Source organism: Ensifer sp. R1-3, assembly GCF_056739175.1.
The window spans coordinates 1013461-1033688 of the sequence record NZ_CP096517.1 but is presented as its reverse complement, the minus strand read 5'-3'; the positions used below and the strand labels follow the sequence as shown (position 1 = coordinate 1033688).

Sequence of the window (20228 nt, the reverse complement as noted above, 5' to 3'; positions counted from 1 at the left end):
AAGGTAGTGCGCAGTCCGCTGGTGAAGCGCTGCCCAAGCTGATCTCCAGAACCTTCGCCTGTCGACAGAGCGCAGGTCATGCTGACCGTCGATCATCGCCTTACGCTCGGAAGTCCGGCCTTCCCGAGCGCGCCGGACAAAGAATCGTTCTCCCGCGTCAGCTCCCCGATCTTCGCGTGCAACGTCTTCACGTCGACCGTCCGTCGGCGCGCACGCTCACGGCCGGTCATGCTTGGCATTACCGGCCGTGAGTTCGTTTCCGGAGGCGCGTCGCCAGCGATCAGCGGGAATAGCCGGTGAAGACGAAATCGGTGCCGGCATCGAGCGTCTCCAGCTTCCGGTGGCAGGCGAAGCAGGACTGCACAAGCGCCCGGTCGGGGTTTGGCCGGCCGCCCTCGAACTGCCCATAGCCCCAGCCGCCGGTCGCGGCATAGCGTTTCGGATCCTTGACGCTGACCTGCACATTGGTTGGTGTCCCCGCCGCGAACGACTGCGGTGCGGGGAAAACCTTGTCGTTGCGCGCGGAGGATTCATAACGCCAGGCGAGGCGGACGATGACCGCTCCGTCGGGAAAGGGCCGCTTGCCTTCGCGGAAAGCCCTGACCGCGACGTCGTTGCCGAGGATGGCGCGGATGTCGTTGTTCCGGCCATTCTCCTGCGCGACGCTGATCAGCTTCCAGTCGCGGTAGCCTTCGGGCAGCTCGACGCCATAGATCGGCGACGCCCTCTCATCGTCGCGCAATGCAGCGACGCCGGTCGAGATGCCGAACAGCAACGTCGAACCGATCAGGGCGGAGGCGCCGACCCTTCGCATCCCGCTCATCGCGCGAGCTTCGCCGCGTCGAACACCGCCTGCGCGAAGGCGGCCGGGGCTTCTTGCGGCAGGTTGTGACCGATACCGCCCGTGATCAGGCGGTGGGCATAGGGCCCCGTGAATTTGGCGCGATATTGCTCCGGCTGCGGATGCGGCGCCCCGTTCGCGTCGCCTTCCATCGTGATCGCGGGGATCGTTATCGCGGGCGCGGCCGCCAGCTTCGCCTCGAGCGGGTCATATTGCGCCTCGCCGTCGGCCAGACCCAGCCGCCAGCGGTAGTTGTGAATGACGATCTCGACATGATCGGGGTTGGCGAAGGCGGCTGCCGAGCGATCGAAGGTGGCATCGTCGAAGGACCATTTCGGCGAGGCGAGCTGCCAGCTCTGCTTGTTGAACGCGTTGGTGTTCGCGGCATAACCCGCCTTCCCGCGCTCGGTCGCGAAATAGAATTGATACCACCATTGGAGCTCGGCGGCGGGTGGCAGCGGTTTGGCATTCCCCGCCTGGCTGCCGATCAGATAGCCGCTGACCGAGACCAGTGCGGCGCAGCGCTCCGGCCAGAGAACCGCCATGATATCGGCCGTGCGCGCGCCCCAGTCGAAGCCGGCGACGATCGCCTTCTTGATGCCCAGCGCATCCATCAACGCGATGCCGTCGGCGGCCAGTGCCGCCTGCTGTGCATTGCGTGGAGTCGCGTCCAAGCGGAACAGCGTCGTGCCATGCCCGCGCAGATGGGGCACGATGACGCGATAGCCTTTCTTGGCGAGTAGCGGTGCCACCTCGGCAAAGGCATGGATGTCGTAGGGCCAGCCGTGAAACAGCAGGATCGGCGTACCCGCCTCAGGACCCATCTCGACATAGCCGATATTGAGCACACCGGCGTCGATCTGCCGGATAGGGCCGAAGATCTCCGGTGCCTGCGAAGTAGTTTTGCGCCCCGCAGCGCCGCTTTCGGCCTGCGCCGCGCCGGTCAGCACGGTCGCGGCGATCACTGCTGCTCCACACACGAAGGCGCGCCGGTCCGGGTTGATGGTTTGCGGAGTTATTTTGGTCATGACTCTTTCCTTCAGCCTGCTTTCGAAGAAGCGCCACCATAGGCTCGCTGTCAGCCAAGCGCCTGTTAGACGCCATGAAGTTCTATGAGTGGTGGCCCGTCCAATCGCTAACATCGACATTCATGCTTCATTCGCGTGAATGACGGCCGGGGAGCAGAGATATATGCCGAGGCCGTTGTATGACTTGTACTGGGTTGTTTTAGCGGGTTGGTTTGTTCGCCGGTCTATGCCGCTGGTGTTAGGATGAGTTTACAGTCGCAAGTTTCCTTATGCGGCTCCACTCCCGCGCCTTGGGGATAACCGTTCCTCACGCCGCATAACGGGCTCATTGCGTACGAATTTGCCATGCATTATGCGTGATCGATGTCCGTCCAGTCGCGGATCGATACCTGATTGGTGGTCCTGATGGAGCTGGCGATGACTGCAACCGAGGCGCATTTGGCCCGAACATATGATGATTTTGACCGCATCCTCGACCAGGCAGCTTATGATCCGCTACCAGAGGACTGGCTGATCGGGGTGACCGATGTGGTCAATTCAACCGCGGCCATCCGACGCGGTGCGTATGAAGACGTCAATTTTGTCGGGGTGTCGGTGATCGCCGCGCTTGGCGCCGAACTGGGTGACTACAGCTTTCCGTTCGCCTTCGCCGGAGACGGTACGTCATTCGCCGTGCCGCAAGATCGGCGTGCGCAAGCAGCCAGCGTATTGCGACAGGTGATTGTCCTGGCACGGAACGATTTTGATCTTGAGTTGCGCGGCGGGCTGGTTCCGGTCCGCGACATCCGCGCCAATGGGCATGATGTCAAAATCGCCCGCTACGCTGCCTCCGAGCATGCGGTCTACGCCATGTTCGCGGGCGGCGGTCGCAAATGGGCCGAGGCGGAAGTCAAGCGGGGACGATATGCCATCACTCCGGACGATGACGTTTCAAGACCTGACCTCTCCGGGCTGTCGTGCGAATGGAGGCCAATCCCAAACCGTCATGGGTTGATCCTGTCCCTGCTGGCGGAGCCGCTGGAGGCGAAAGGCAGGGAAACATTCGCGCAACTGGCGCGGCGTGTTCTCGAGATATTTCGGGAGGATCAGAGACAAGGCCATCCGCTGCCGCTGACGATGCCCACGGCAAAACACGACAAGCAGCTTGACGCCGACAAGTGGTTGGAGGTGGCCGCCAATTCCGATTTCAGGAAATACGACGACATCCTGCGACTGACCCTCGACTGTTCCGCCGCACAGGCGGACAGGGCGGAGGAGATATTGAGAGACGCGTCGTCGCAAGGCCAAATCCGCTATGGCGCACACCGCCAGACACACGCCCTGATGACGTGCTTCGTCCCGTCCTCCGATTTGAAGGGGCACCTGCATTTCCTCGACGGCGCAGACGGCGGATACGCGACGGCTGCAGACAACATGTCACGGATTAGCCTGACAAAGTGACTGTGGTTTTATAGAACGCGGTGCGGAGGCATGACCTTTTCGCTCAAGAGCGCGTTCGTTCCACATCCTCCTGCAGACAGCTCAAAGCCGATAGCGACGCGGGCAGACGGCCGCAACACCTTGGTGTTCCTGTGGAGAGGCAGCCAGTTCAGTGCTGGCACCAACCACAACGCGTATCGCACATGGCTGCTGCTGGCGGTCGCTCGCGAACGCCATTTCGTGTCATGAGAGTGCATCATTACCCATGCTGAAAGTGGGGTCGCCGCAATGGCAGGCCACGCGCGATCACAATGGGCGCTGTACCTGCGCGCCACCACAGCAAACGGCAATTACGGCGACTGACAGCATATCACATCGCATAACGGGCTGTTTCTCCTTCTCCTCGATACGAACCGGCACGCAAGCAGAGCCGAGACCGTTCACATCAACCTGAGGAGAACTTTTATGAATTTCAACAACCCTAAAACCATTGATCAAAATCGACGCCGGTTGCTGGGCATCGCCACCATCGGCGTCGCCGTCGCGGGCCTACTGCTCGCGCCTCAGATGGCGGCCGGCGCCAGCGCCCGAACCTCAAGCCAAGGAAGTTTAACCGCGGGTACGACCGACGATACCGCTATCCGTCCCTTCTCCGTCAATTTCCCGGACGAAGCACTTGCCGATCTTCGCCGGCGCGTCGCAGCGACTCGCTGGCCGAGCCAGGAATTGGTTGCAGACGACACACAGGGCGTGCGGCTCGCCACAATGCGGAAGCTCGCCGACTACTGGGCTAACCAGTATGATTGGCGCAAGGCCGAAGCGAACATCAACAAATATCCCCAGTTCGTCACCAGTATCGACGGCGTGGACATCCACTTCATCCATGTGAAGTCGAAGCACGAGAACGCCTTGCCGGTGATCATCACACATGGCTGGCCCGGCTCGATCATCGAGCAATTGAAGATCATCGACCGGCTGACCAACCCGACAGCACATGGCGGCACTGCGGCTGATGCGTTCGATGTCGTCATTCCCTCGCTCCCCGGCTACGGCTTTTCGGGCAAGCCCACCGAACTCGGCTGGGATCCGCAACACGTCGCGCGCGCCTGGGCCACGCTGATGAGCCGCCTTGGGTATAACGAATATGTCGCGCAGGGTGGCGACTGGGGTGATGCTGTCAACGAGCAGATGGCGGTGCAGAAGCCGGCGGGCCTGCTCGGCATCCACACCAATATGCCCGGCACGCTTCCCGACTCCATCTCGGCGGCACTGGCCGGCGGCCCACAGCCGACGGGCCTTACGGGCGATGAGGAATATGCCTGGAAGCAACTCGACTTCTTCTACAAGAATCGTGTCGGCTACGCGTTGGAAATGGGGGCCCGGCCGCAGACACTCTACGGCTTGGACGATTCGCCGATAGCGCTCGCCGCCTGGATGATCGACCACGACCCGGAAAGCCAGCAGCTGATCAACCGCGTCTTCGACCGGGCGAGCGAAGGTCTGTCGCGCGATGATATCCTCGACAACATAACGCTCTACTGGCTGACCCAAACGGGGCTGTCCTCGGGCAGGCTGTTCTGGGAAAGCAAGCTCGCCTTCTTCGCGCCGAAGGGTGTGACCATCCCGGTCGCCGTCAGCGCCTTCCCGGACGAAATCTACACCGCTCCGGAAAGCTGGTCGCGCAAGGCCTTCCCCAACCTGATCTTCTACAAGCGCCACGACAAGGGCGGTCACTTCGCCGCCTGGGAACAGCCACAGGCGCTTGTCGAGGATATGCGCGAGGGATTTCGGTCGTTGCGCAAAGCGAGGTGACTTCTTCCGAATGCGGTGCGCGCCGTGCGCGCCGCATTCTCCGGACGACTTTTGAGATGAGGCACGATCAAAGCGGAGGAGCGATCTTCGGAGAGCACACAGATGAAGACGCGCACGGTCTAATGCTCCCTTTGACGACCGTGAAGTTCACTGGCGGAATGGACTTTTGACGCCTCGTTCAAAGCACGTCTTCTGCGTTCGGTGCCCGTCCCTTTTTTGTTCTATGCGCGAAGCAACCGAAGAAGAAGCAGGAGACCGAACGCATCGGCGCACCCTGCGGACGGCCGCTTCGTTCGAGGGAGTGGCGGCTCTGGCCTCCGGTAAAGTCGTAAAGTCCTGAGGATCCTCCTTGTCAGAACCTGTGCCTGGCACACTTGAGGACGAGGCTTCGCTCTAATGTTTCGGAGGACATCGTGGCGCGGCAGATCGCATCCGGTGCACTGGTGCAAGTTCTCGGCGACTGGTCGCCTATTTCGACGGCTATTTCCTTTACTATCCGAGCCGCCGGCAGAACCTGCCGGCGTTCAAAGTCATCGTCGACGCGCTGCGGCATCGCAGTTAGGATGAGTCAACCAGATCCGATGGATTATGCCCCTGATCGGTGCCCCCAAGGCGGCCGGTCTGGAACCGGCCCCGGAACCGACTTACATCCCTCGCCTTGAATGGGATCGAACCTTCGACCTCTTGAGCGTATACTTGGCCAGCGTGATCCTGCGTCTCAATTGGGGCCGACAAGAGACAGTCTGCTTCCAGCCGGGCGAACGAAAAAGCGGACATGCCAACATTCAAGTGCAGGAAGCTAAGGCACTGAGGCAGGGGCTGGCGCCTAGGATAGAGGTGCGAGCCGCTAGCTCCAGCGCATTTTCGACGCCGACGCTGAGATATCTCACGGCGTTTCCGTTCACGGGCGACCATAGAAAAACAGAGGCACGGCCCCGACGGGTGCGGGACCGTAGTCTGTCGTCGTATGCTAAGCCAGTTCCACAGCCTGCAGCAACGGTCGTTCAACTTCCGGATCATCGATGCGAGTGGGCCGGCGCTACCTGTCAAGATACTGCTCGTCAGAAACGAGTTCCATCCATTCAGCGTTCTTGCCGTCCTGGATGTAGGTGATGGCGTAGTGGCTCATGGCGTTTCGCGCAGTCCCACCATGCCAGTGCTTGACACCGGCTGGGATCCATACCGTCTGGCCTTGCGTGATCTCCTGACGATCCTGGCCTTCCCGTTGCACCCACCCTTTTCCTGCTGTGACAATCAGCATCTGACCAAGCGGGTGGCTATGCCACGCTGTTCGAGCACCGGGTGCGAACGTGACAAGTCCGGATGACGCTGGCGTCGATAGTGAACTAGGCAGAAGCATATCGACGACGACGTGGCCTGTGAAGTTCTTCGCATCCGCGAGGACAGACGCTGCGGCGCCTACGGGGTTGACGGTAATGCTTTCGGATCTTGCGGCCGGCGCGTCGACTAATGCCATGGTGGAAAGGGTGGCTGCGATGAGGGTGTTCTTCATGGATCAATCTTCCTGTTCGGTATGGCCTTCTTCGCTCACGGCTGGCGCTTCTTGAGCACTTCGGCAACGACAGGCCCTGCCGAGAAAGCATTCGGCCAGCCGGCGTAGAAGGCAATCTGCGTCACGACCTCGCCCGCCTGCTCGCGAGTGAGGCCGTTGTCGAGCGCCCTGTTGAGGTGCCCTGCGAGCTGAGCCACCTGGCCGTTGGCCATTAGGGACGTGATGGTCACGAGACTGCGGTCACGCGGCGAGAGATCCGGTCGCAGCCAGACATCCTTGAACAGCGGATCCGTCGTGAAGTCTGCCAGCCCAGGCGATGCATGGCCCAGTAGGCCTTCGACCGCCTTTTGACGTGCAGCCTCACCCTCCCGGTTGAGCGGCATGAGATCCGGAGAAGCTTCAGGCAACTGATCTGCGCCTATGTTCCGCTCGGCGAAGATGTCATGGGCGACAGCCACCGCCGACGTGGCGTTCGTCCAGCCCGCATAAAATGCAAGATGCGAGATGATCTCGGAAAGCTCCTTCGGCGTGACGCCGTTGTCGAGCGCGAGGCTCATGTAGTGTGGAAGATCGGCAGTCTGGCTGCGGGCGATAAGGGTGGCGACCGTGACGACGCTACGATCGCGGACGGAAAGCTGCGGGCGGGCCCACAGGCCTTCGACGACGTCCTCCTTCTCGTATCGCCCGAGAGCGGGGGAAACGCTCCGGATCTCGTCCGAAGACACGCTTGTCGATCTGGTCATGGTCGAGCTCTGCTGGGAGAAGGCGGGTGAAGATGCGATGGTCGCAAGAGTGAGGGTGGCGGCTGCCAGAAGTTTCACGGTCGTCATCCTTTCGATGGTGTACCAACCACCATGAGATAGGAGCGAGGAAACGCAGGATTAGAACGCCGTTTCTGATAGGGTCTATCCGATCTCGACATCAAACGTCGGCGACACTGCAAAGACGAAGACGGCCGAGGGGCTGTCCTTCGGCCGTCTTGGGTCAAGTCGGAAACCGCCGCCGGGCGGTCAAAAGGCTGGTTTAAAGTTCCTGCGCCGTCGGACGGAACAGGATCTCATTCACCGCGACATCCTCGGGTTCGTTGATTGCAAAGGCAACCATCCTGGCAAACGTGTCGGCTGGGACGCCGACCTGACCTACGTAATCCTGGTTCGCCTGCTGCACGTCCTTCTCACTGATGTGGTCCAGCAGCTCCGTCTTGACGGCGCCGGGCGAGATGATCGTCGTGCGGATGTTGTAAGGCGCCATCTCCTGCCGCAGCCCCTCCGACAATGCCCTCACTGCGAATTTGGTGGCCGAGTATACTGCCGAGCCCCCGAAGAGCTTGTGGCCGGCCACGGAGGATAGATTGATAATGTGGCCCGACCTCTGCTCCTTCATATGGGGGAGCGCTGCGGCGATGCCGTACAAGACGCCTTTGACGTTGACGTCGATCATCTGGTCCCATTCGTCCACCTTCAAACGATCCATGGGCGAAAGCGGCATGACGCCCGCGTTGTTGATGAGCACGTCGACCCGTCCATAGGTCTCAACGGCCGCGTCGATCAACTTCCGCAGGTCCTCTTGCCTCGTCACGTCGGTGACTACAGCAGTGGCCTTGTGGCCGGCTTCGTTGAGTTCGGCGGCTAGGGCGTCGATCCGATCAGAGCGGCGCGCTCCAAGGACTACGTTGGCGCCCTTGGTTGCGAGATACCGGGCGGCTGCGGCACCCATGCCGCTCGAGGCGCCCGTGATCACGATGGTCTTGCCAGCGATGTTGTCTGTCATTTCGTGTCTCCTGACGAGAAGCGAGACGGCGTTGTGACCAGAAGGTCACCTCGCCGCCTACGATTAGTTCGACCGGCGAGTTTGGCTTATGCCAGATGTTGACCGAAGAACTCGGCCATCCGGTCGAAGGGGATCTTGTCCATGCGGTCGTAAAGGTCGGTATGGTTTGCGTCCGGAATGATCATCAGTTCCTTCGGCTCCGCGGCGGCTGCGAAGGCGGTTTCGCTGAAGTAGCGTGAGTGAGCCTTCTCGCCGTGGATGAACAGCACCGGACGCGGCGAGATCTCCGCGATGTAGGTCAGAATCGGCATGTTCATGAACGAGATCGGCGTGGTCTGCGACCAGGCGTTGCCCGAGTTGACAGCGCGCTTATGATAACCGCGCGGCGTCGAATAGTAGTCGTGGTAATCGACCATGAACTGCGGTGCATCTGGACCGACCTCGGCGTTGTACGCCGCCTGGTACGCAGGAGTACCCTTTACCGCATCGACCCAACGCTGCCGGCTCAACTGCTCCAAGGTCTTGGTGCGCTGTTCCAGTGTGACTGTGTCGTTGTACCCCTTGGACATGACGCGCGTCATGTCGTACATGGTGCTGGCGACGACTGCCTTGACGCGCTTGTCGACGGCAACGGCATTCAAAGCCATTCCGCCCCAGCCGCAGACGCCGATAACGCCGATCCGTTCGCGGTTCACTTCTGACCGCAGCCCGATGAAGTCCACCGCGGCACTGAAGTCCTCGGTGTTGATGTCCGGCGAGGCGATGTTACGCGGTTCACCGCCGCTCTCTCCGGTATATGATGGATCGAAGGCAAGCGTCGCGAATCCACGTTCTGCCATCGTCTGCGCGTAAAGCCCGGACGACTGTTCCTTCACCGCGCCGAACGGCCCGCTGACGACGATGGCGGCCAGCTTGCCGTTGCCTCGCTCCTTGGGGAGGTAGAGATCTCCCGTCAGCGTGATGCCATATCGGTTCTTGAACGAGACCTTTTGATGGTCGACCTTGTCGCTCTTCGGGAACGTCTTGTCCCATTCCGTGGTCTGAGCCAGGGCCTGGGTGCCGGCAGCCGCCGGGATGAGGCTCATGGCCGCGACGGCGACACCGGTTGCTTTCATCAGGCCGCGCCTGCTCGAATTGAAGCCGTCCTGCCTCTCAATGTGCTTGCTCATTTGGAAATCTCCTGTCTGGATGAGTTGAGTGTCACTGGATGCGCTCGATGCGCAGCGGGAATTCCCCAGGGACGTGAAGCGCCTCATAGCCGTCTTCGAAGCGACCGAGGCGGACGAGGCCCGGATGCTTGTAGTCGGCGTAGAACATCGCGAGATTTCCCCAGGGCATGTAGTAGCAGAGGTCGTATGGCCGCTCGTCGGAGAAGGGTCCGTGTCCTTCGACCGTCAGCTTGCGTGGCAGGTATGCGATCTTCTCGTTCGATCCGAAGCCCTTGATCTCGAGATCGAGTGGAAGCAGGAGGCGAAGTCACGGGCGGACGGATTGTCGTAAAGTGTCGCCGTCATCGTGTGGTCGCCGAAGGTAAGCCTTATCTTCACGTCAGTCGGCTCCTGTTGTTGGGTTCGGTGCGACCCAGGCCTGGCAGAGCAAGGACGGCAGCAACTAGCACCAGGGTCCGGCGCGACATGAAGGGCGGCCGATAGCTCATGAGGCTCTCCTGACGGTGTACCAGGCGGCGATCGACGCGAGAGACGAGCCGACAAGCAAGGCTGCGCTGAGGGCAAAGGCGGACCACCAGCCGACCGTGTCGAAGAGGAGGCCGCCGATCGATGCTCCTGCCGTGATCGCGAGCTGGATGACCGCGACCTGCAACCCTCCTCCCGCCTCGGCGTCATCGGCGAGATATCGGCTGAGCCAGGTTCCCCACCCGACAGGAGCGGCTGTCCCGAAGAGGCCCCAGCCAACGAGTGCGGCGAACACGGGAAGCTCCCTGTCTCCAAAAGCGATCAGGAACAAGGCGATTCCTGCCATCACCAAGGGTATGACAACAAGGATGCTGAACAGACGCTGCCTCAGCAGTCTACCGATCAACCAGGTGCCACCCGCCCCAGCGAGGCCCATCACGAGCAGGCTGAGCGAAAGCGTCTCGATGCCGAGATCAGTTACCTGCTCCAGGAAAGGTCGCAGATAGGTGAAGAGCGCGAACTGTCCCATGAACAGGAGCAGGATCGCCATCATCCCCGCGATGACAGGGGGTTGCCGGAGCAACCTCAACACGTTCGGCGAAGACTGGCCGGCCCGGACAGGCAGCGAAGGAAGGCTGATAAACTGCCAGAGGATCGCAAGAAGGCTCACCGGAACAACGAGGAAGAACGCGCCTCTCCAGCCGACGTATGCGCCCAGGAGGCTGCCGGCCGGAGCCGAGATGGTCGCGGCGATCGCATTCCCGGCGTTGAGCAGGGCCAGCGCTGCAGGCACCTGGCTCCCTGATACAAGCCGCATGACGATCGCTGTCGACATGGACCAGAAGCCTCCGATCGAGATGCCAAGCAGCGCGCGGCCGATCATGAGGACGTGATATGTTGGCGCGCACGTCACGATAATGCCGGAGACCGTCAGAAGAGCGGTCAGTCCGAGAACCACGATCCTCCGGTCGCGCCGACGGGTGATCGTCGCGATGAAGAGGCTTGTGATGACTGCGAAGACGCCGGAGATCGAGATCGCCTGCCCGGCCTGTCCCTCGGAGATGCTCAGGCTCGACGCAATGGGTGTCAGAAGACTGACCGGCATGAACTCGGAGGCGATCAGAACGAAGACGCAAAGCGTCATGGAGAATACTGCTCCCCAAGCGGCCTTCTGGCTCTCGATGCCATCTTGAAAGGTTATGCTCATGTCATGGATCCTTGCGTGCTCGCGTTTCGCGACTTGCAGGAGAAAGATATTGCCGAGGGACTTTGCCAACAATCCGTGCTAATCCGCATGAAGTTATCGATACGGAACATCAATAGGAGCCTAGCTGGTCATGCTGCGGGAGGATGTGAAGGATCTGCTGTGGTTCATCGAGGTGGCGAGGGAGCAGAGCTTCACCAAGGCCGCGGCCACGCTCGGCACCTCTCAGTCGACCCTCAGCCATACGATTAAGCAGTTGGAGGCGCGGCTGGGAGTACGCCTGCTGACGCGGACGACCCGCAGCGTGGCAACAACGGAGGCTGGCGAGCGCCTGCTACAGTCGCTCGCTCCAAGATTCGAGGGGATCGAGGCAGATCTTGCGGATCTGGTGGCTTTCCGGGAGAAGCCGTCAGGCACTGTGCGCCTGACGCTTTCAGATCATGCTCTCCAGACAACGGTCTGGCCTAAGCTCAGCCGCATCCTGGCCGATAATCCCGACGTCAAGGTCGAGCTCTACAGCGACAACGGGATGCGCAACATCGTTGAGGAGCGTTTCGACGCCGGCGTCCGGCTCGGCGAGAGCGTCGACAAGGACATGATCGCCGTGCGCATCGGCCCCGATTGGCGGCTGCGCGCCGTAGCCTCCCCGGAATATCTCGCCAGGCACGGGATCCCCGAGACCCCGCAGGACCTCGTCAGCCATGTCTGCATCAACACGCGCCAAGCCACTTGGGGCGGATTCTATGCCTGGGAGTTCGAGAAGGACGGGAGGGAGCTTCGGGTCCGGGTCGAGGGGCAGCTCAGCTTCAATTCCTCGATCTCCCAGATCGACGCCGCCGTCAAAGGATACGGGATCGCCTACATTCCGGAGGACCTCGTGGAAGAACACATCCAGGCGGGAACGCTGCAGGCTGTCCTCGACGATTGGAGTGAGCCGTTCGCGGGATACCATCTCTACTATCCCAGCCGACGCCAGATGTCTCCCGCGATGGCACTGATCGTCGATGTTCTGAGACATCGGAGCTGAACACGCGCCGCTTGCTTGTGTGAGCCTTCCACGGCAGAAGCCCTATCTGTCGCTCCGGCTAGTTCGTCTCGGAGATCAGGTGTAGGCTAGAAGCCGTCCGGCGAAGATGATGCCCGTCCATGCGGTCAATGATATTGCTGCCCCGAGGCGGGCGGCGACGGGAGGCACCGCAGCATCCGTCCAGTTATCCACGCTCCGGTAGATGCCGCCGTGGAAGACAGCTACATTGACGCCGGCAAGAACTAGCAGACCGAACTTCCATGGTGCGGCTCCGGCGCTGGCGATCACAGTCGCCTGCGCACTCATCAGTGCGACGCCAGTTGTTGCGGCGATGGCCAAGCCCGCGTGGGAAACCGGGAGCAGATAGCGCGCCGTTGTGGTGACGGAAACGGTACGGTGTCCCAAACCCAGAAGGCGGAAGTCGAAGGTGAAAGCGGGGCCGACCAGAAGAGCGATCCCAATGATGTGGATGGCCTCAAGCACGGGATAGAAGTAACGGGCATTCCGTACCACATCGCCGAGGGCTGAACTCTGCAACATCATCAGCAGAGAGCTGAGCAGATCAAACATATCCGTACACGTCCATTCCGCGGGTGATGGCGCAGGTGAAAGGATCTTCCCACGCCTGCTGAGATGACGGCGAGCAGGATCGCCTCAAGCCATCAGTCTGTAGCGGCCGAAGCCTACTTCGGAAGGGGGGCTCGTACCGGAAGCGTGTTGCCCAGCACTTGGTTCACCGGCACATTGTCATCGCCGTACCAGAACACGACCGGACGAAACAGGCCGTCGTTCGTCCGATTGATGTAGCCGACGGCCCGGAAGCGCTCGCCGATCTTCAGCGCACGGCCCAGGCCCCACCTGCCCGACCACGCAGGAGGAGCAATGATGATTTCCAGCTCCTTATGGGGACCTTTATATGAGCGAGCAGCATTGACTCGGCTGCTATCCTCAGGATCTTGCAACTCCTCCGGAATCCTCAGATCAGGAGTGTCGGCAGGCATGCTGCTGTCCAGTGTGACGTCGAACTGGGAGTGCGGGTTCCCCCAGACGCCGTCCGAAGAAACCGTTCCCGAGATATAAATGAGGCGATCGGTCTCGAAGCCAGGCCACCCATGATGCGCGGCAGCAGGAGACACCGGACCCAAAACGGCTCCAAGCGCGATCAAGGCGGCAATCCCTGACGTGGTTAGCTGCCGGAGTCCCCTAATGACACTAGGCGTATTAAAGTTCATGCTTTTCATCTGGCGCTCCCTTCCTTGCTGCACGCGTCATCGCGCTGCGCGGCATCGGATGCGAAAGGAGATATCACTGCGTGGCGCGCTCGATTAGCTGCCGTAGATCGCATGTGCTTATTGGAACGGGACATAAATGGGCGCGAACACATGCGAGGCTGTAATCGGCGTCGGGCGACCTTAGCTGTCACCCGCCCTTTGCTTCCACTCTGTAACATCGTGAGCAACGGCCCTCGGAGGCAGTATCGCCCTTTAACAATGCCGGACCGGTTGAGAGAAGTCGATCAGCACCGAATGCCTCCTTTCGGGCGGGCGCGATGATGGCGTCTATGACCGACATGGGGCGCAAACCCGCCGTCCCTGCGTAACGAATTGATTGTCCGCGCCGGACTACCAAATCGTGTCCGAAGCCGAAGTGCACAGTGATTGAAGGGATCCGTTCTTCACGAGCGCGTTGGACGGCTGGTTGCTAGGATGTTCACGTTCTGGGCCAACAAGACCGCATAATGTATCAATGGGAACACAGCGTCGGCCTTGGCCGGGGCCCCTACGCCCGCCTGTTGCTTACCATTGGGAGAACGCGGTCACCAGCCTAACCCGACGTCGCGCGAAGGCCCTCTAGCTCGCAAGTTGCAAAAGCGAGCAGTGCGCGACGGGGCACACACATGAAACTGATCGTTCCCGCGTTCGCATGGCGCCAGCCCATTACGTACCCTCGTCGACATCCTTCACGTGTGTCAGGAGACCCTGGCCGCCGCGCTCGATATCCTCACGGATGGCATCACGCGCGCCTTCTCCGTCGCCGGCCCGTAGCGCCGCGATTACGCGCAAGTGTGGGTGCGGCTCCCAGTCCGGCAGTCCGGCGTCGTAGAGATGCGACAGGATCGGCCCGCAGCGCACCCAAAGCCCTTCGACGATATCGTAGACGATCGGCATGCGTCCGAGGCGGCACAGGCCCAGGTGGAACTCGGTATTGAGGTCGACCGCCTTTTCGAACTGTTGCGAAAGATGGCACTGTGAGATCTGCCGATGGATAGCCTCCAGCCCGTCGATTTCCTGCTTGGACGCAAATCTGGCCGCGGCCGCGGCCGCGCGCCCCTCCAGATCGGTCCGAACCGCGCGGATCTCGAGCAACTGGTCAAGCGTGAGGGTGGGGACAACCACGGTTCCGCGTGCGTCGAGGGTCAACGCCTTCTCGCTCACGAGCCGCAGCAGCGCCTCGCGCATCGGCGTCGCGCTGATCCCGAATCGTGCTGACATCGGCCGTAGACGCAGGAGCGCGCCCGGTCGCAACTGCCCGCGCATCAGCGCTTGGCGCAGGTCGGAATAGGCGCGATCGCTGAGGTTCTCCTTGACGATCGGCTGCACCCAGTCGGCCTCTTCCAGGGTCTTCGCACTATTTTCTTGCAGGCTTCTTGACACGCGTCACCTTCTTCGCGGATAGTGTTATAACAAATTACATATATCACAAACTTCGGCTTGTGCGAGCGGAAATCGTACACAGGGACGGGCGAGGAGGCCAGTCGCCGGAGCAAAAGCGGAGGACAAGCATGATCGCGCTGCGCAAAACCGTGGCCGCGTTCGGCGCCGAACTCGTATCGCTCGGCGTTGCGCAGGCGCCCGGCTATGGCGAACTGGCCATCGAGGTAGCGGCCGCCGGCATCTGCGGCAGCGATATCCATGCCTATGAGTGGACAGCTGGGTACGAGTTCATGACCGCAGTCATGCCGGTCACGATCGGACACGAGTTCTCCGGCGTGGTGCAATCCGTCGGGGAGGGGGTAAGCGGCTTTCGAGCCGGCGATCGCGTCACCTGCTGGCCGACAAAGACCTGCGGCAAATGTCATGCCTGCAGCGCCGGGCGGCCGCAGGACTGCGGCCACCGCAGCATCATAGGTCTTCACTGCGATGGCGGCTTTGCGGAGAGAGTCACGGTGCCGGCTTCCAACTGCCGCCGCATTCCTGACGGGCTGGATCTCGAGATTGCCGCCCTGACCGAGCCGCTGTCGATTGCTGTCAACGCCCTCGATGTCGCCGAGGTGGCGCCCGGCGACTGTACCGTCGTGCTCGGGCCGGGACCGATCGGCCTCGGTGTTGCCTGGGTTGCCGCCAATCGCGGTGCCGATGTCCTGCTGGCCGGCTTCAACGACGCGGTTCGCCTCTCCCTCGCCCGTGAGATGGGCATTCCTCACATCGCCGATCTTGCCGAAACCAGTCTTGCCGACGCTGTGACCGAGGCCTTCGGTCAGCCGGCCGATCGAGTGATCGAAGCCACGGGTGTCGCGCAATCTGTCGCCGACGGTCTTATGGTGTTGCGCTCCAGCGGCATTCTGGTGGCCGCCGGCATCCACTCGTCGCCGCTCCAGCTCGACCTCACCCGCTTCGTTCGCGAGAAGAAGCAGTTACGTGCGGCCCATGACACGACATCGAAGGCGCTCGAGGAGGCGATCCGACTGCTTGCAGAGAATGCCGAGACGCTCTCGTGTCTCATCACCCATCGGCGCCCGCTTTCCCAAGCCGTCGAAGCCTTCGAACTCGCCCGCAGCCGACAGGCGGTGAAAGTGCTGCTGCTGCCGGGTGCTTTGCCCAGCCAGTTCAACGGAGAAGAGGCATGAGCGCCACCACCCGTGCCGTAATCGCATCCAGGCCCGGCGGCCCCGAGGTTCTCCAGATCGTGGAGCGACTCCGCCCCGTTCCGGGTGAAGGCGAGATGCTCGTGCGCGTCAGCGCCGCCGGCATCAACCGACCGGACGTGATGCAGCGTCAGGGCAACTATCCTCCGCCGCCCGGTGCCTCCGACATACTCGGGCTGGAACTCGCGGGTGTGGTCGAGAGCCTGGGGTCCGGAGTACGCCGCTTCAAACCCGGCAACCGGGTGATGGCCCTGGTCCATAGCGGCGCTTATGCCGAGTGGGCGGTCGTGCAGGAGGCCTCCGCGCTGCCGGTGCCCGACGGCATGTCCTTGGTGGAGGCCGGCGCCTTTCCCGAAACCTATTTCACGGTGTGGAGCAATGTCTTCGAGCGGGCGGGCCTAAAGCGGGGCGAGACGCTGCTTATCCATGGTGGCACGTCAGGCATCGGCACCACGGCACTGATGCTCGCGAAGGCCATCGGCGCCAAGGTAATTGTCACCGCCGGATCGCCCGAGAAATGCGAGGCATGCCTGAAACTCGGCGCCGATGGCGCGATCGATTACCGCCGCCAGGACTTCGTGGCCGTTTCGAAGGAGCTTACAGGCGGTCGCGGTCCCGATGTCATCCTCGACATGGTCGGCGGCGACTATATCGCCCGCAACCTCGAAGCCGTCGCCGTCGACGGCCGCATCGCCCAGATCGCCTTCCAGAAGGGCTCGAAGGCGGAGGTCGATTTCCTGCCGCTCCTGATGAAGCGGATCACACTGACCGGTTCGACGCTGCGCGCCCGTCCGCTCGCCATGAAGGCGAAGCTGGCTGCGTCGCTCGAGGAGCACGTGCTGCCGGTTCTCGCGCGCGGCGAGGCACGGCCGCTGATCGACTCCACCTATCCCTTTGAACAGGTCGCCGATGCCCATGCCCGCATGGATAGCGGCAGCCATACCGGCAAGATCGTTCTCGTTATGGACACGCAGGCATAGGCCTGCCCTTCGAAAGGCCAGGAAAGGAAATGAGCATGAACGTTATGAGCAGGTCACAGGCGACATCGGCCGCCGATAACATGACCGGCGCCCATCTGCTCGCCGCAGCCCTTCAGCGCCACGGCGTGAAGGAGATCTTCGGTCAGAGCATTCCCTCCGCCCTGTTCCTGGCCGCGCCCGATTACGGCATCCGCCAGATCGGCTACCGCACCGAAAATGCCGGCGCCGCCATGGCGGACGCGTTTGCGCGAGTCTCCGGCAAGGTCTCTGTCGTCACCGCCCAGAACGGGCCTGCGGCGACCCTGCTGGTGCCCGGTCTTGCCGAGGCGCTGAAGGCATCGATCCCGGTCGTCGCGATCGTACAGGACGTGTCGCGCCGCTTTATCGACAAGAACGCATTCCAGGAGCTCGACCATTTTGCGCTGTTTTCGGGTGTCGCGAAATGGGTCCGCCGCGTGGCCGATCCGGCCCGCATCGACGACTATGTCGACATGGCCTTCACCGCTGCCGCGACCGGCCGCGCAGGCCCCGCGGTTCTCCTCGTCCCGCTCGACGTCCTGGACGAGCGTCCGGAGATCGATCCCGCACAACCGCGCCGCAGCGCGAACCTTGGAACGTTCCCGCTCGACCGCACCGCTTCTGATCCGGCCCGGATCGCAGAGGCCGCTCGTCTTATCGCAAAGGCCAAAGCCCCGATCGTGATCGCCGGCGGCGGCGTGCATGCCTCGCAGGCATCCGCGGAGCTCTCTGCATTGCAGGCGCTCGGCCTGCCGGTCGCCACCACCGTCATGGGCAAGGGCTCGGTCGACGAGACCCATCCGCTCTCGCTCGGTGTCGTCGGCTATTTCATGGCCCCGCGCGGCCGCACCTCGCATCTGCGCAGTCTCGTGACCGAGGCCGACGTCGTGCTTCTCATTGGCAACCGCACCAACCAGAACGGAACCGACAGCTGGTCGCTCTACCCGAAGGGCGCAACCTATATCCATCTCGACGTGGACGGCGGCGAGATCGGCCGCAACTACGAGGCACTGCGTCTTGCGGGCGATGCCAAGCTCACGCTCGCGGCGCTGAAGCAAGCGCTGGACAAAGAGGACCTGTCGGCACTTTCCACTCGCTGTAAGGCGCTCGAGGAGAAGATCGCCGGGGGCTTGGCCGCTCATCGCGAAGACATGAAGAGACTCGTCGACATGGACGCAGCGCCCCTGCGCCCGGAGCGCCTGATGGCGGACCTCGACAGCGTGCTGACGCCGGAAAGCATTGTCGTCGCCGATGCCAGCTATTCGTCGATCTGGATCGCCAACTTCCTGACCGCCCGCAAGGCCGGCCAGCGCTTCATCACGCCGCGCGGCATCGCCGGCCTCGGCTGGGGACTTCCCTATGCGCTCGGCGCCAAGGCGGCGCGTCCGGACGCGCCGGTCGTCTGCCTCACCGGCGACGGCGGCTTCGGTCATGTCTGGTCGGAGATGGAGACGGCGCGCCGCATGAAGCTGCCGGTCGTCGTCATTGTGTTGAACAACCAGATCCTCGGCTACCAGAAACATGCCGAGCTCAGCCTGTTCGGTAATTTCACCGATGTCTGCGACTTCGAGGCGGTCGACCATGCGGCCATCGCACGGGCCATTGGCTGCAACGGCGTTCGCGTCGACCGGCCGGAAGACTTTCTGCCGGCCCTGAAGGAAGCACTGTCTCGCGACGAACTCACCGTTATCGACGTCATCACCGACGAGCGGGCGCATCCGCCGATCACCAGCTTTCAGGGGAAGGATGCCCTGAACTACTGAGAGCTTGAGACCATCGTAACCAACGGCATTTCCGGGAGGAGAACATGAAACTGTCGTATCTTCTGAAGACCACCGTCGCAGCCATCGTGCTGTCGGCAACCGCTGCGCATGCCGATGTGAAGTTCGGGGCGCTTTATCCCTTCAGTGGCCAGCTCGCGCTTCTCGGGGAGGAGAGCGCACGCGGCCTGGAGATCGCGGTTGACGAGATCAATGCAGCCGGCGGCATCCAGGGCGAAAAGGTCGTCCTGGTTCGCGGTGACGCGGTCGACAACAATCAGGCGATCGGCGAAGCCCGCCGCCTGATCTCGCTCGAGCAGGTGGCGGCGATATTCGGCACCTATTCGTCGGCGCGATCTATCGCAGCAAGCCAGGTTGCCGAGCTTTCCGGCATTCCTTATTTCGAGCTCGGTGCGGTCGCCGACGAGGTGACTGGCCGCGGCCTCAAGTACCTGTTCCGCACCAACCCTTACGCCGCCGACATGGGCAAGATGATCGTCGACATGGTCGCGGACAAGATCGCACCTGGCATCGGCAAGAAGCCGGAAGAGCTGAAGATCGGCATCATCTACGAAGACTCGAGCTACGGCACCTCCGTCTCGACACACCAGGCCAACTACGCCAAGGAGAGGGGCCTGAACGTTGTTGTTTCCTCCGGCTATCCGGCGGCGACCGTCGACATGTCCTCGTTGGTGCTGGAGCTGAAGCAAGCCGGCGTCGACGTGGTGCTGCAGACTTCCTACCAGAACGACTCCGTCCTGTTCCTGCAGCAGGCCAACGAGGCAGGCTACAAGCCTGCGGCCGTCATCGGTGGCGGTGGCGGCTACTCTATGCAGCCGACGGCCGATGCTGTGGGCCATGATGTGATTGACGGCGTTCTCGACGTGGACTTCACCCAATACCTCGTCAACACCAAGGCGACGCCTGGCCTTGACGCCTTCGTCGAGGCCTATAAGGCTAAGTATGGCAGCGCCCCGCGCTCCGGTCACTCGTTGAACAACTATGTCGGCGCCAAGGCCTTGCTCGAAGCGATCGACAAGGCGAAGGGCTTCGAGCCTGACACTATCGTCGAGGCGGTCAAGGCCATGGACATTCCGGACGGCGCGACCGCGGCCGGATACGGCATCAAGTTCGGCGAGAACAACCAGAACGAACGCGCCTCTATGATGGGTATGCAGTGGCAGGGTGGCAAACTCGTCACCGTCTATCCCGACGCGGCCGCGACGGCGCCGATCCAATTCGCCGACTGAGGCGACCTCCCGAGCGGAAGGCGCATCATGCCGGTTGCGCCTTCCGCCGCAGTTCTCCTTGGGTAGCACGCTGCGTTTCGGTCATCGTGGCCCCGATCGCCGTGCCC

At 62.1% G+C, this 20228-nt stretch carries 18 protein-coding genes and 3 pseudogenes; 9 read left to right on the top strand and 12 right to left on the bottom strand.

Going from position 1 to position 20228, the window contains the following annotated elements:
• Positions 1–4: 4 nt before the first annotated feature.
• The 3 genes and pseudogenes from M1D43_RS29925 to M1D43_RS29915 form a co-directional block, all read right to left on the bottom strand.
• A pseudogene (locus M1D43_RS29925) lies at positions 5–200 on the bottom strand (IS3 family transposase); the annotation flags it as partial.
• Positions 201–280: 80 nt separating this feature from the next.
• Entirely contained in the window at positions 281–814 is a 534-nt protein-coding gene (locus M1D43_RS29920; RefSeq protein ID WP_127627025.1) for a cytochrome P460 family protein, read from the bottom strand.
• 5 nt (positions 815–819) lie between these two features.
• On the bottom strand, positions 820–1869 hold the full coding sequence (locus M1D43_RS29915; protein ID WP_153320654.1) for an alpha/beta fold hydrolase: 1050 nt from the start codon (positions 1867–1869) through the stop codon (positions 820–822).
• Positions 1870–2286: 417 nt separating this feature from the next.
• On the opposite strand from M1D43_RS29915, the gene M1D43_RS29910 reads away from it, so the two are divergent.
• The 4 genes and pseudogenes from M1D43_RS29910 to M1D43_RS29895 form a co-directional block, all read left to right on the top strand.
• The gene (locus M1D43_RS29910; protein ID WP_088196366.1) at positions 2287–3309 is read left to right on the top strand and encodes a DUF3095 family protein; all 1023 of its coding nucleotides are present in this window, start codon (positions 2287–2289) and stop codon (positions 3307–3309) included.
• Positions 3310–3339: 30 nt separating this feature from the next.
• Positions 3340–3537, top strand: a complete 198-nt coding sequence (locus M1D43_RS29905) for a hypothetical protein (protein ID WP_127627022.1) — start codon at positions 3340–3342, stop codon at positions 3535–3537.
• A 318-nt stretch (positions 3538–3855) separates the two neighbouring features.
• Positions 3856–5100 carry an epoxide hydrolase family protein gene (locus M1D43_RS29900; protein ID WP_498814815.1) on the top strand — a complete coding sequence of 415 codons (1245 nt, stop codon included), beginning with the start codon at positions 3856–3858 and terminating at the stop codon, positions 5098–5100.
• A gap of 398 nt (positions 5101–5498) precedes the next feature.
• Positions 5499–5662: pseudogene (locus M1D43_RS29895) on the top strand (LysR family transcriptional regulator); the annotation flags it as partial.
• A 477-nt stretch (positions 5663–6139) separates the two neighbouring features.
• On the opposite strand, the gene M1D43_RS29890 reads toward M1D43_RS29895, so the two are convergent.
• The 6 genes and pseudogenes from M1D43_RS29890 to M1D43_RS29865 form a co-directional block, all read right to left on the bottom strand.
• Positions 6140–6613, bottom strand: coding sequence for a (R)-mandelonitrile lyase (locus tag M1D43_RS29890; protein WP_088195790.1), 474 nt, complete (start codon positions 6611–6613; stop codon positions 6140–6142).
• Positions 6614–6648: 35 nt separating this feature from the next.
• Positions 6649–7443: a carboxymuconolactone decarboxylase family protein gene (locus tag M1D43_RS29885; RefSeq protein ID WP_088195789.1), complete on the bottom strand. Its 795-nt coding sequence runs from the start codon at positions 7441–7443 to the stop codon at positions 6649–6651.
• A 193-nt stretch (positions 7444–7636) separates the two neighbouring features.
• The gene (locus tag M1D43_RS29880; RefSeq protein WP_153320652.1) at positions 7637–8383 is read right to left on the bottom strand and encodes an SDR family oxidoreductase; all 747 of its coding nucleotides are present in this window, start codon (positions 8381–8383) and stop codon (positions 7637–7639) included.
• Between the two features lie 86 nt (positions 8384–8469).
• Positions 8470–9552 (bottom strand): alpha/beta hydrolase, encoded by a 1083-nt coding sequence (locus tag M1D43_RS29875; protein ID WP_498814603.1) that lies wholly within the window; start codon positions 9550–9552, stop codon positions 8470–8472.
• 31 nt (positions 9553–9583) lie between these two features.
• Positions 9584–10040, bottom strand: a pseudogene (locus M1D43_RS29870) (cyclophilin-like fold protein).
• The gene (locus M1D43_RS29865) at positions 10037–11224 is read right to left on the bottom strand and encodes an MFS transporter (protein ID WP_318859762.1); all 1188 of its coding nucleotides are present in this window, start codon (positions 11222–11224) and stop codon (positions 10037–10039) included. Before M1D43_RS29865 ends, M1D43_RS29870 begins: the two are co-directional and overlap by 4 nt.
• A 130-nt stretch (positions 11225–11354) precedes the next feature.
• Between M1D43_RS29865 and M1D43_RS29860 the strand changes: the two genes are divergently transcribed.
• Positions 11355–12248 carry a LysR family transcriptional regulator gene (locus M1D43_RS29860; RefSeq protein WP_040120657.1) on the top strand — a complete coding sequence of 298 codons (894 nt, stop codon included), beginning with the start codon at positions 11355–11357 and terminating at the stop codon, positions 12246–12248.
• 75 nt (positions 12249–12323) lie between these two features.
• Here M1D43_RS29860 and M1D43_RS29855 read toward each other — a convergent pair whose 3' ends face one another.
• From M1D43_RS29855 to M1D43_RS29845, 3 genes are all read right to left on the bottom strand, one after another.
• Positions 12324–12818, bottom strand: a complete 495-nt coding sequence (locus tag M1D43_RS29855; RefSeq protein ID WP_127509220.1) for a hypothetical protein — start codon at positions 12816–12818, stop codon at positions 12324–12326.
• A gap of 113 nt (positions 12819–12931) precedes the next feature.
• On the bottom strand, positions 12932–13489 hold the full coding sequence (locus M1D43_RS29850) for a hypothetical protein (protein WP_127509222.1): 558 nt from the start codon (positions 13487–13489) through the stop codon (positions 12932–12934).
• A 696-nt stretch (positions 13490–14185) separates the two neighbouring features.
• Positions 14186–14902, bottom strand: coding sequence for a GntR family transcriptional regulator (locus M1D43_RS29845; RefSeq protein ID WP_017268460.1), 717 nt, complete (start codon positions 14900–14902; stop codon positions 14186–14188).
• 128 nt (positions 14903–15030) lie between these two features.
• On the opposite strand from M1D43_RS29845, the gene M1D43_RS29840 reads away from it, so the two are divergent.
• The 4 genes from M1D43_RS29840 to M1D43_RS29825 are packed head-to-tail and all read left to right on the top strand — an operon-like array spanning position 15031 to position 20121.
• Positions 15031–16095 (top strand): zinc-dependent alcohol dehydrogenase, encoded by a 1065-nt coding sequence (locus M1D43_RS29840; RefSeq protein ID WP_014531220.1) that lies wholly within the window; start codon positions 15031–15033, stop codon positions 16093–16095.
• Positions 16092–17093 (top strand): NAD(P)H-quinone oxidoreductase, encoded by a 1002-nt coding sequence (locus tag M1D43_RS29835; RefSeq protein ID WP_127668140.1) that lies wholly within the window; start codon positions 16092–16094, stop codon positions 17091–17093. Before M1D43_RS29840 ends, M1D43_RS29835 begins: the two co-directional genes overlap by 4 nt.
• Before the next feature lie 35 nt (positions 17094–17128).
• A complete protein-coding gene (locus tag M1D43_RS29830) occupies positions 17129–18874 on the top strand; it encodes an acetolactate synthase catalytic subunit (RefSeq protein WP_153320655.1) in 1746 nt (581 codons plus the stop codon).
• A gap of 44 nt (positions 18875–18918) precedes the next feature.
• On the top strand, positions 18919–20121 hold the full coding sequence (locus M1D43_RS29825) for an ABC transporter substrate-binding protein (RefSeq protein ID WP_127509228.1): 1203 nt from the start codon (positions 18919–18921) through the stop codon (positions 20119–20121).
• Positions 20122–20228: the final 107 nt, after the last annotated feature.

Excerpts from the sequence above, each read along its gene's own strand:
- M1D43_RS29920 (WP_127627025.1), bottom strand. The coding sequence starts at position 814 with ATGCGAAGGGTCGGCGCCTCCGCCCTGATCGGTTCGACGTTGCTGTTC.
- M1D43_RS29915 (WP_153320654.1), bottom strand. The coding sequence starts at position 1,869 with ATGACCAAAATAACTCCGCAAACCATCAACCCGGACCGGCGCGCCTTC.
- M1D43_RS29910 (WP_088196366.1), top strand. The coding sequence starts at position 2,287 with ATGACTGCAACCGAGGCGCATTTGGCCCGAACATATGATGATTTTGAC.
- M1D43_RS29905 (WP_127627022.1), top strand. The coding sequence starts at position 3,340 with ATGACCTTTTCGCTCAAGAGCGCGTTCGTTCCACATCCTCCTGCAGAC.
- M1D43_RS29900 (WP_498814815.1), top strand. The coding sequence starts at position 3,856 with ATGGCGGCCGGCGCCAGCGCCCGAACCTCAAGCCAAGGAAGTTTAACC.
- M1D43_RS29890 (WP_088195790.1), bottom strand. The coding sequence starts at position 6,613 with ATGAAGAACACCCTCATCGCAGCCACCCTTTCCACCATGGCATTAGTC.
- M1D43_RS29885 (WP_088195789.1), bottom strand. The coding sequence starts at position 7,443 with ATGACGACCGTGAAACTTCTGGCAGCCGCCACCCTCACTCTTGCGACC.
- M1D43_RS29880 (WP_153320652.1), bottom strand. The coding sequence starts at position 8,383 with ATGACAGACAACATCGCTGGCAAGACCATCGTGATCACGGGCGCCTCG.
- M1D43_RS29875 (WP_498814603.1), bottom strand. The coding sequence starts at position 9,552 with ATGAGCAAGCACATTGAGAGGCAGGACGGCTTCAATTCGAGCAGGCGC.
- M1D43_RS29865 (WP_318859762.1), bottom strand. The coding sequence starts at position 11,224 with ATGAGCATAACCTTTCAAGATGGCATCGAGAGCCAGAAGGCCGCTTGG.
- M1D43_RS29860 (WP_040120657.1), top strand. The coding sequence starts at position 11,355 with ATGCTGCGGGAGGATGTGAAGGATCTGCTGTGGTTCATCGAGGTGGCG.
- M1D43_RS29855 (WP_127509220.1), bottom strand. The coding sequence starts at position 12,818 with ATGTTTGATCTGCTCAGCTCTCTGCTGATGATGTTGCAGAGTTCAGCC.
- M1D43_RS29850 (WP_127509222.1), bottom strand. The coding sequence starts at position 13,489 with ATGAAAAGCATGAACTTTAATACGCCTAGTGTCATTAGGGGACTCCGG.
- M1D43_RS29840 (WP_014531220.1), top strand. The coding sequence starts at position 15,031 with ATGATCGCGCTGCGCAAAACCGTGGCCGCGTTCGGCGCCGAACTCGTA.
- M1D43_RS29835 (WP_127668140.1), top strand. The coding sequence starts at position 16,092 with ATGAGCGCCACCACCCGTGCCGTAATCGCATCCAGGCCCGGCGGCCCC.
- M1D43_RS29830 (WP_153320655.1), top strand. The coding sequence starts at position 17,129 with ATGAACGTTATGAGCAGGTCACAGGCGACATCGGCCGCCGATAACATG.
- M1D43_RS29825 (WP_127509228.1), top strand. The coding sequence starts at position 18,919 with ATGAAACTGTCGTATCTTCTGAAGACCACCGTCGCAGCCATCGTGCTG.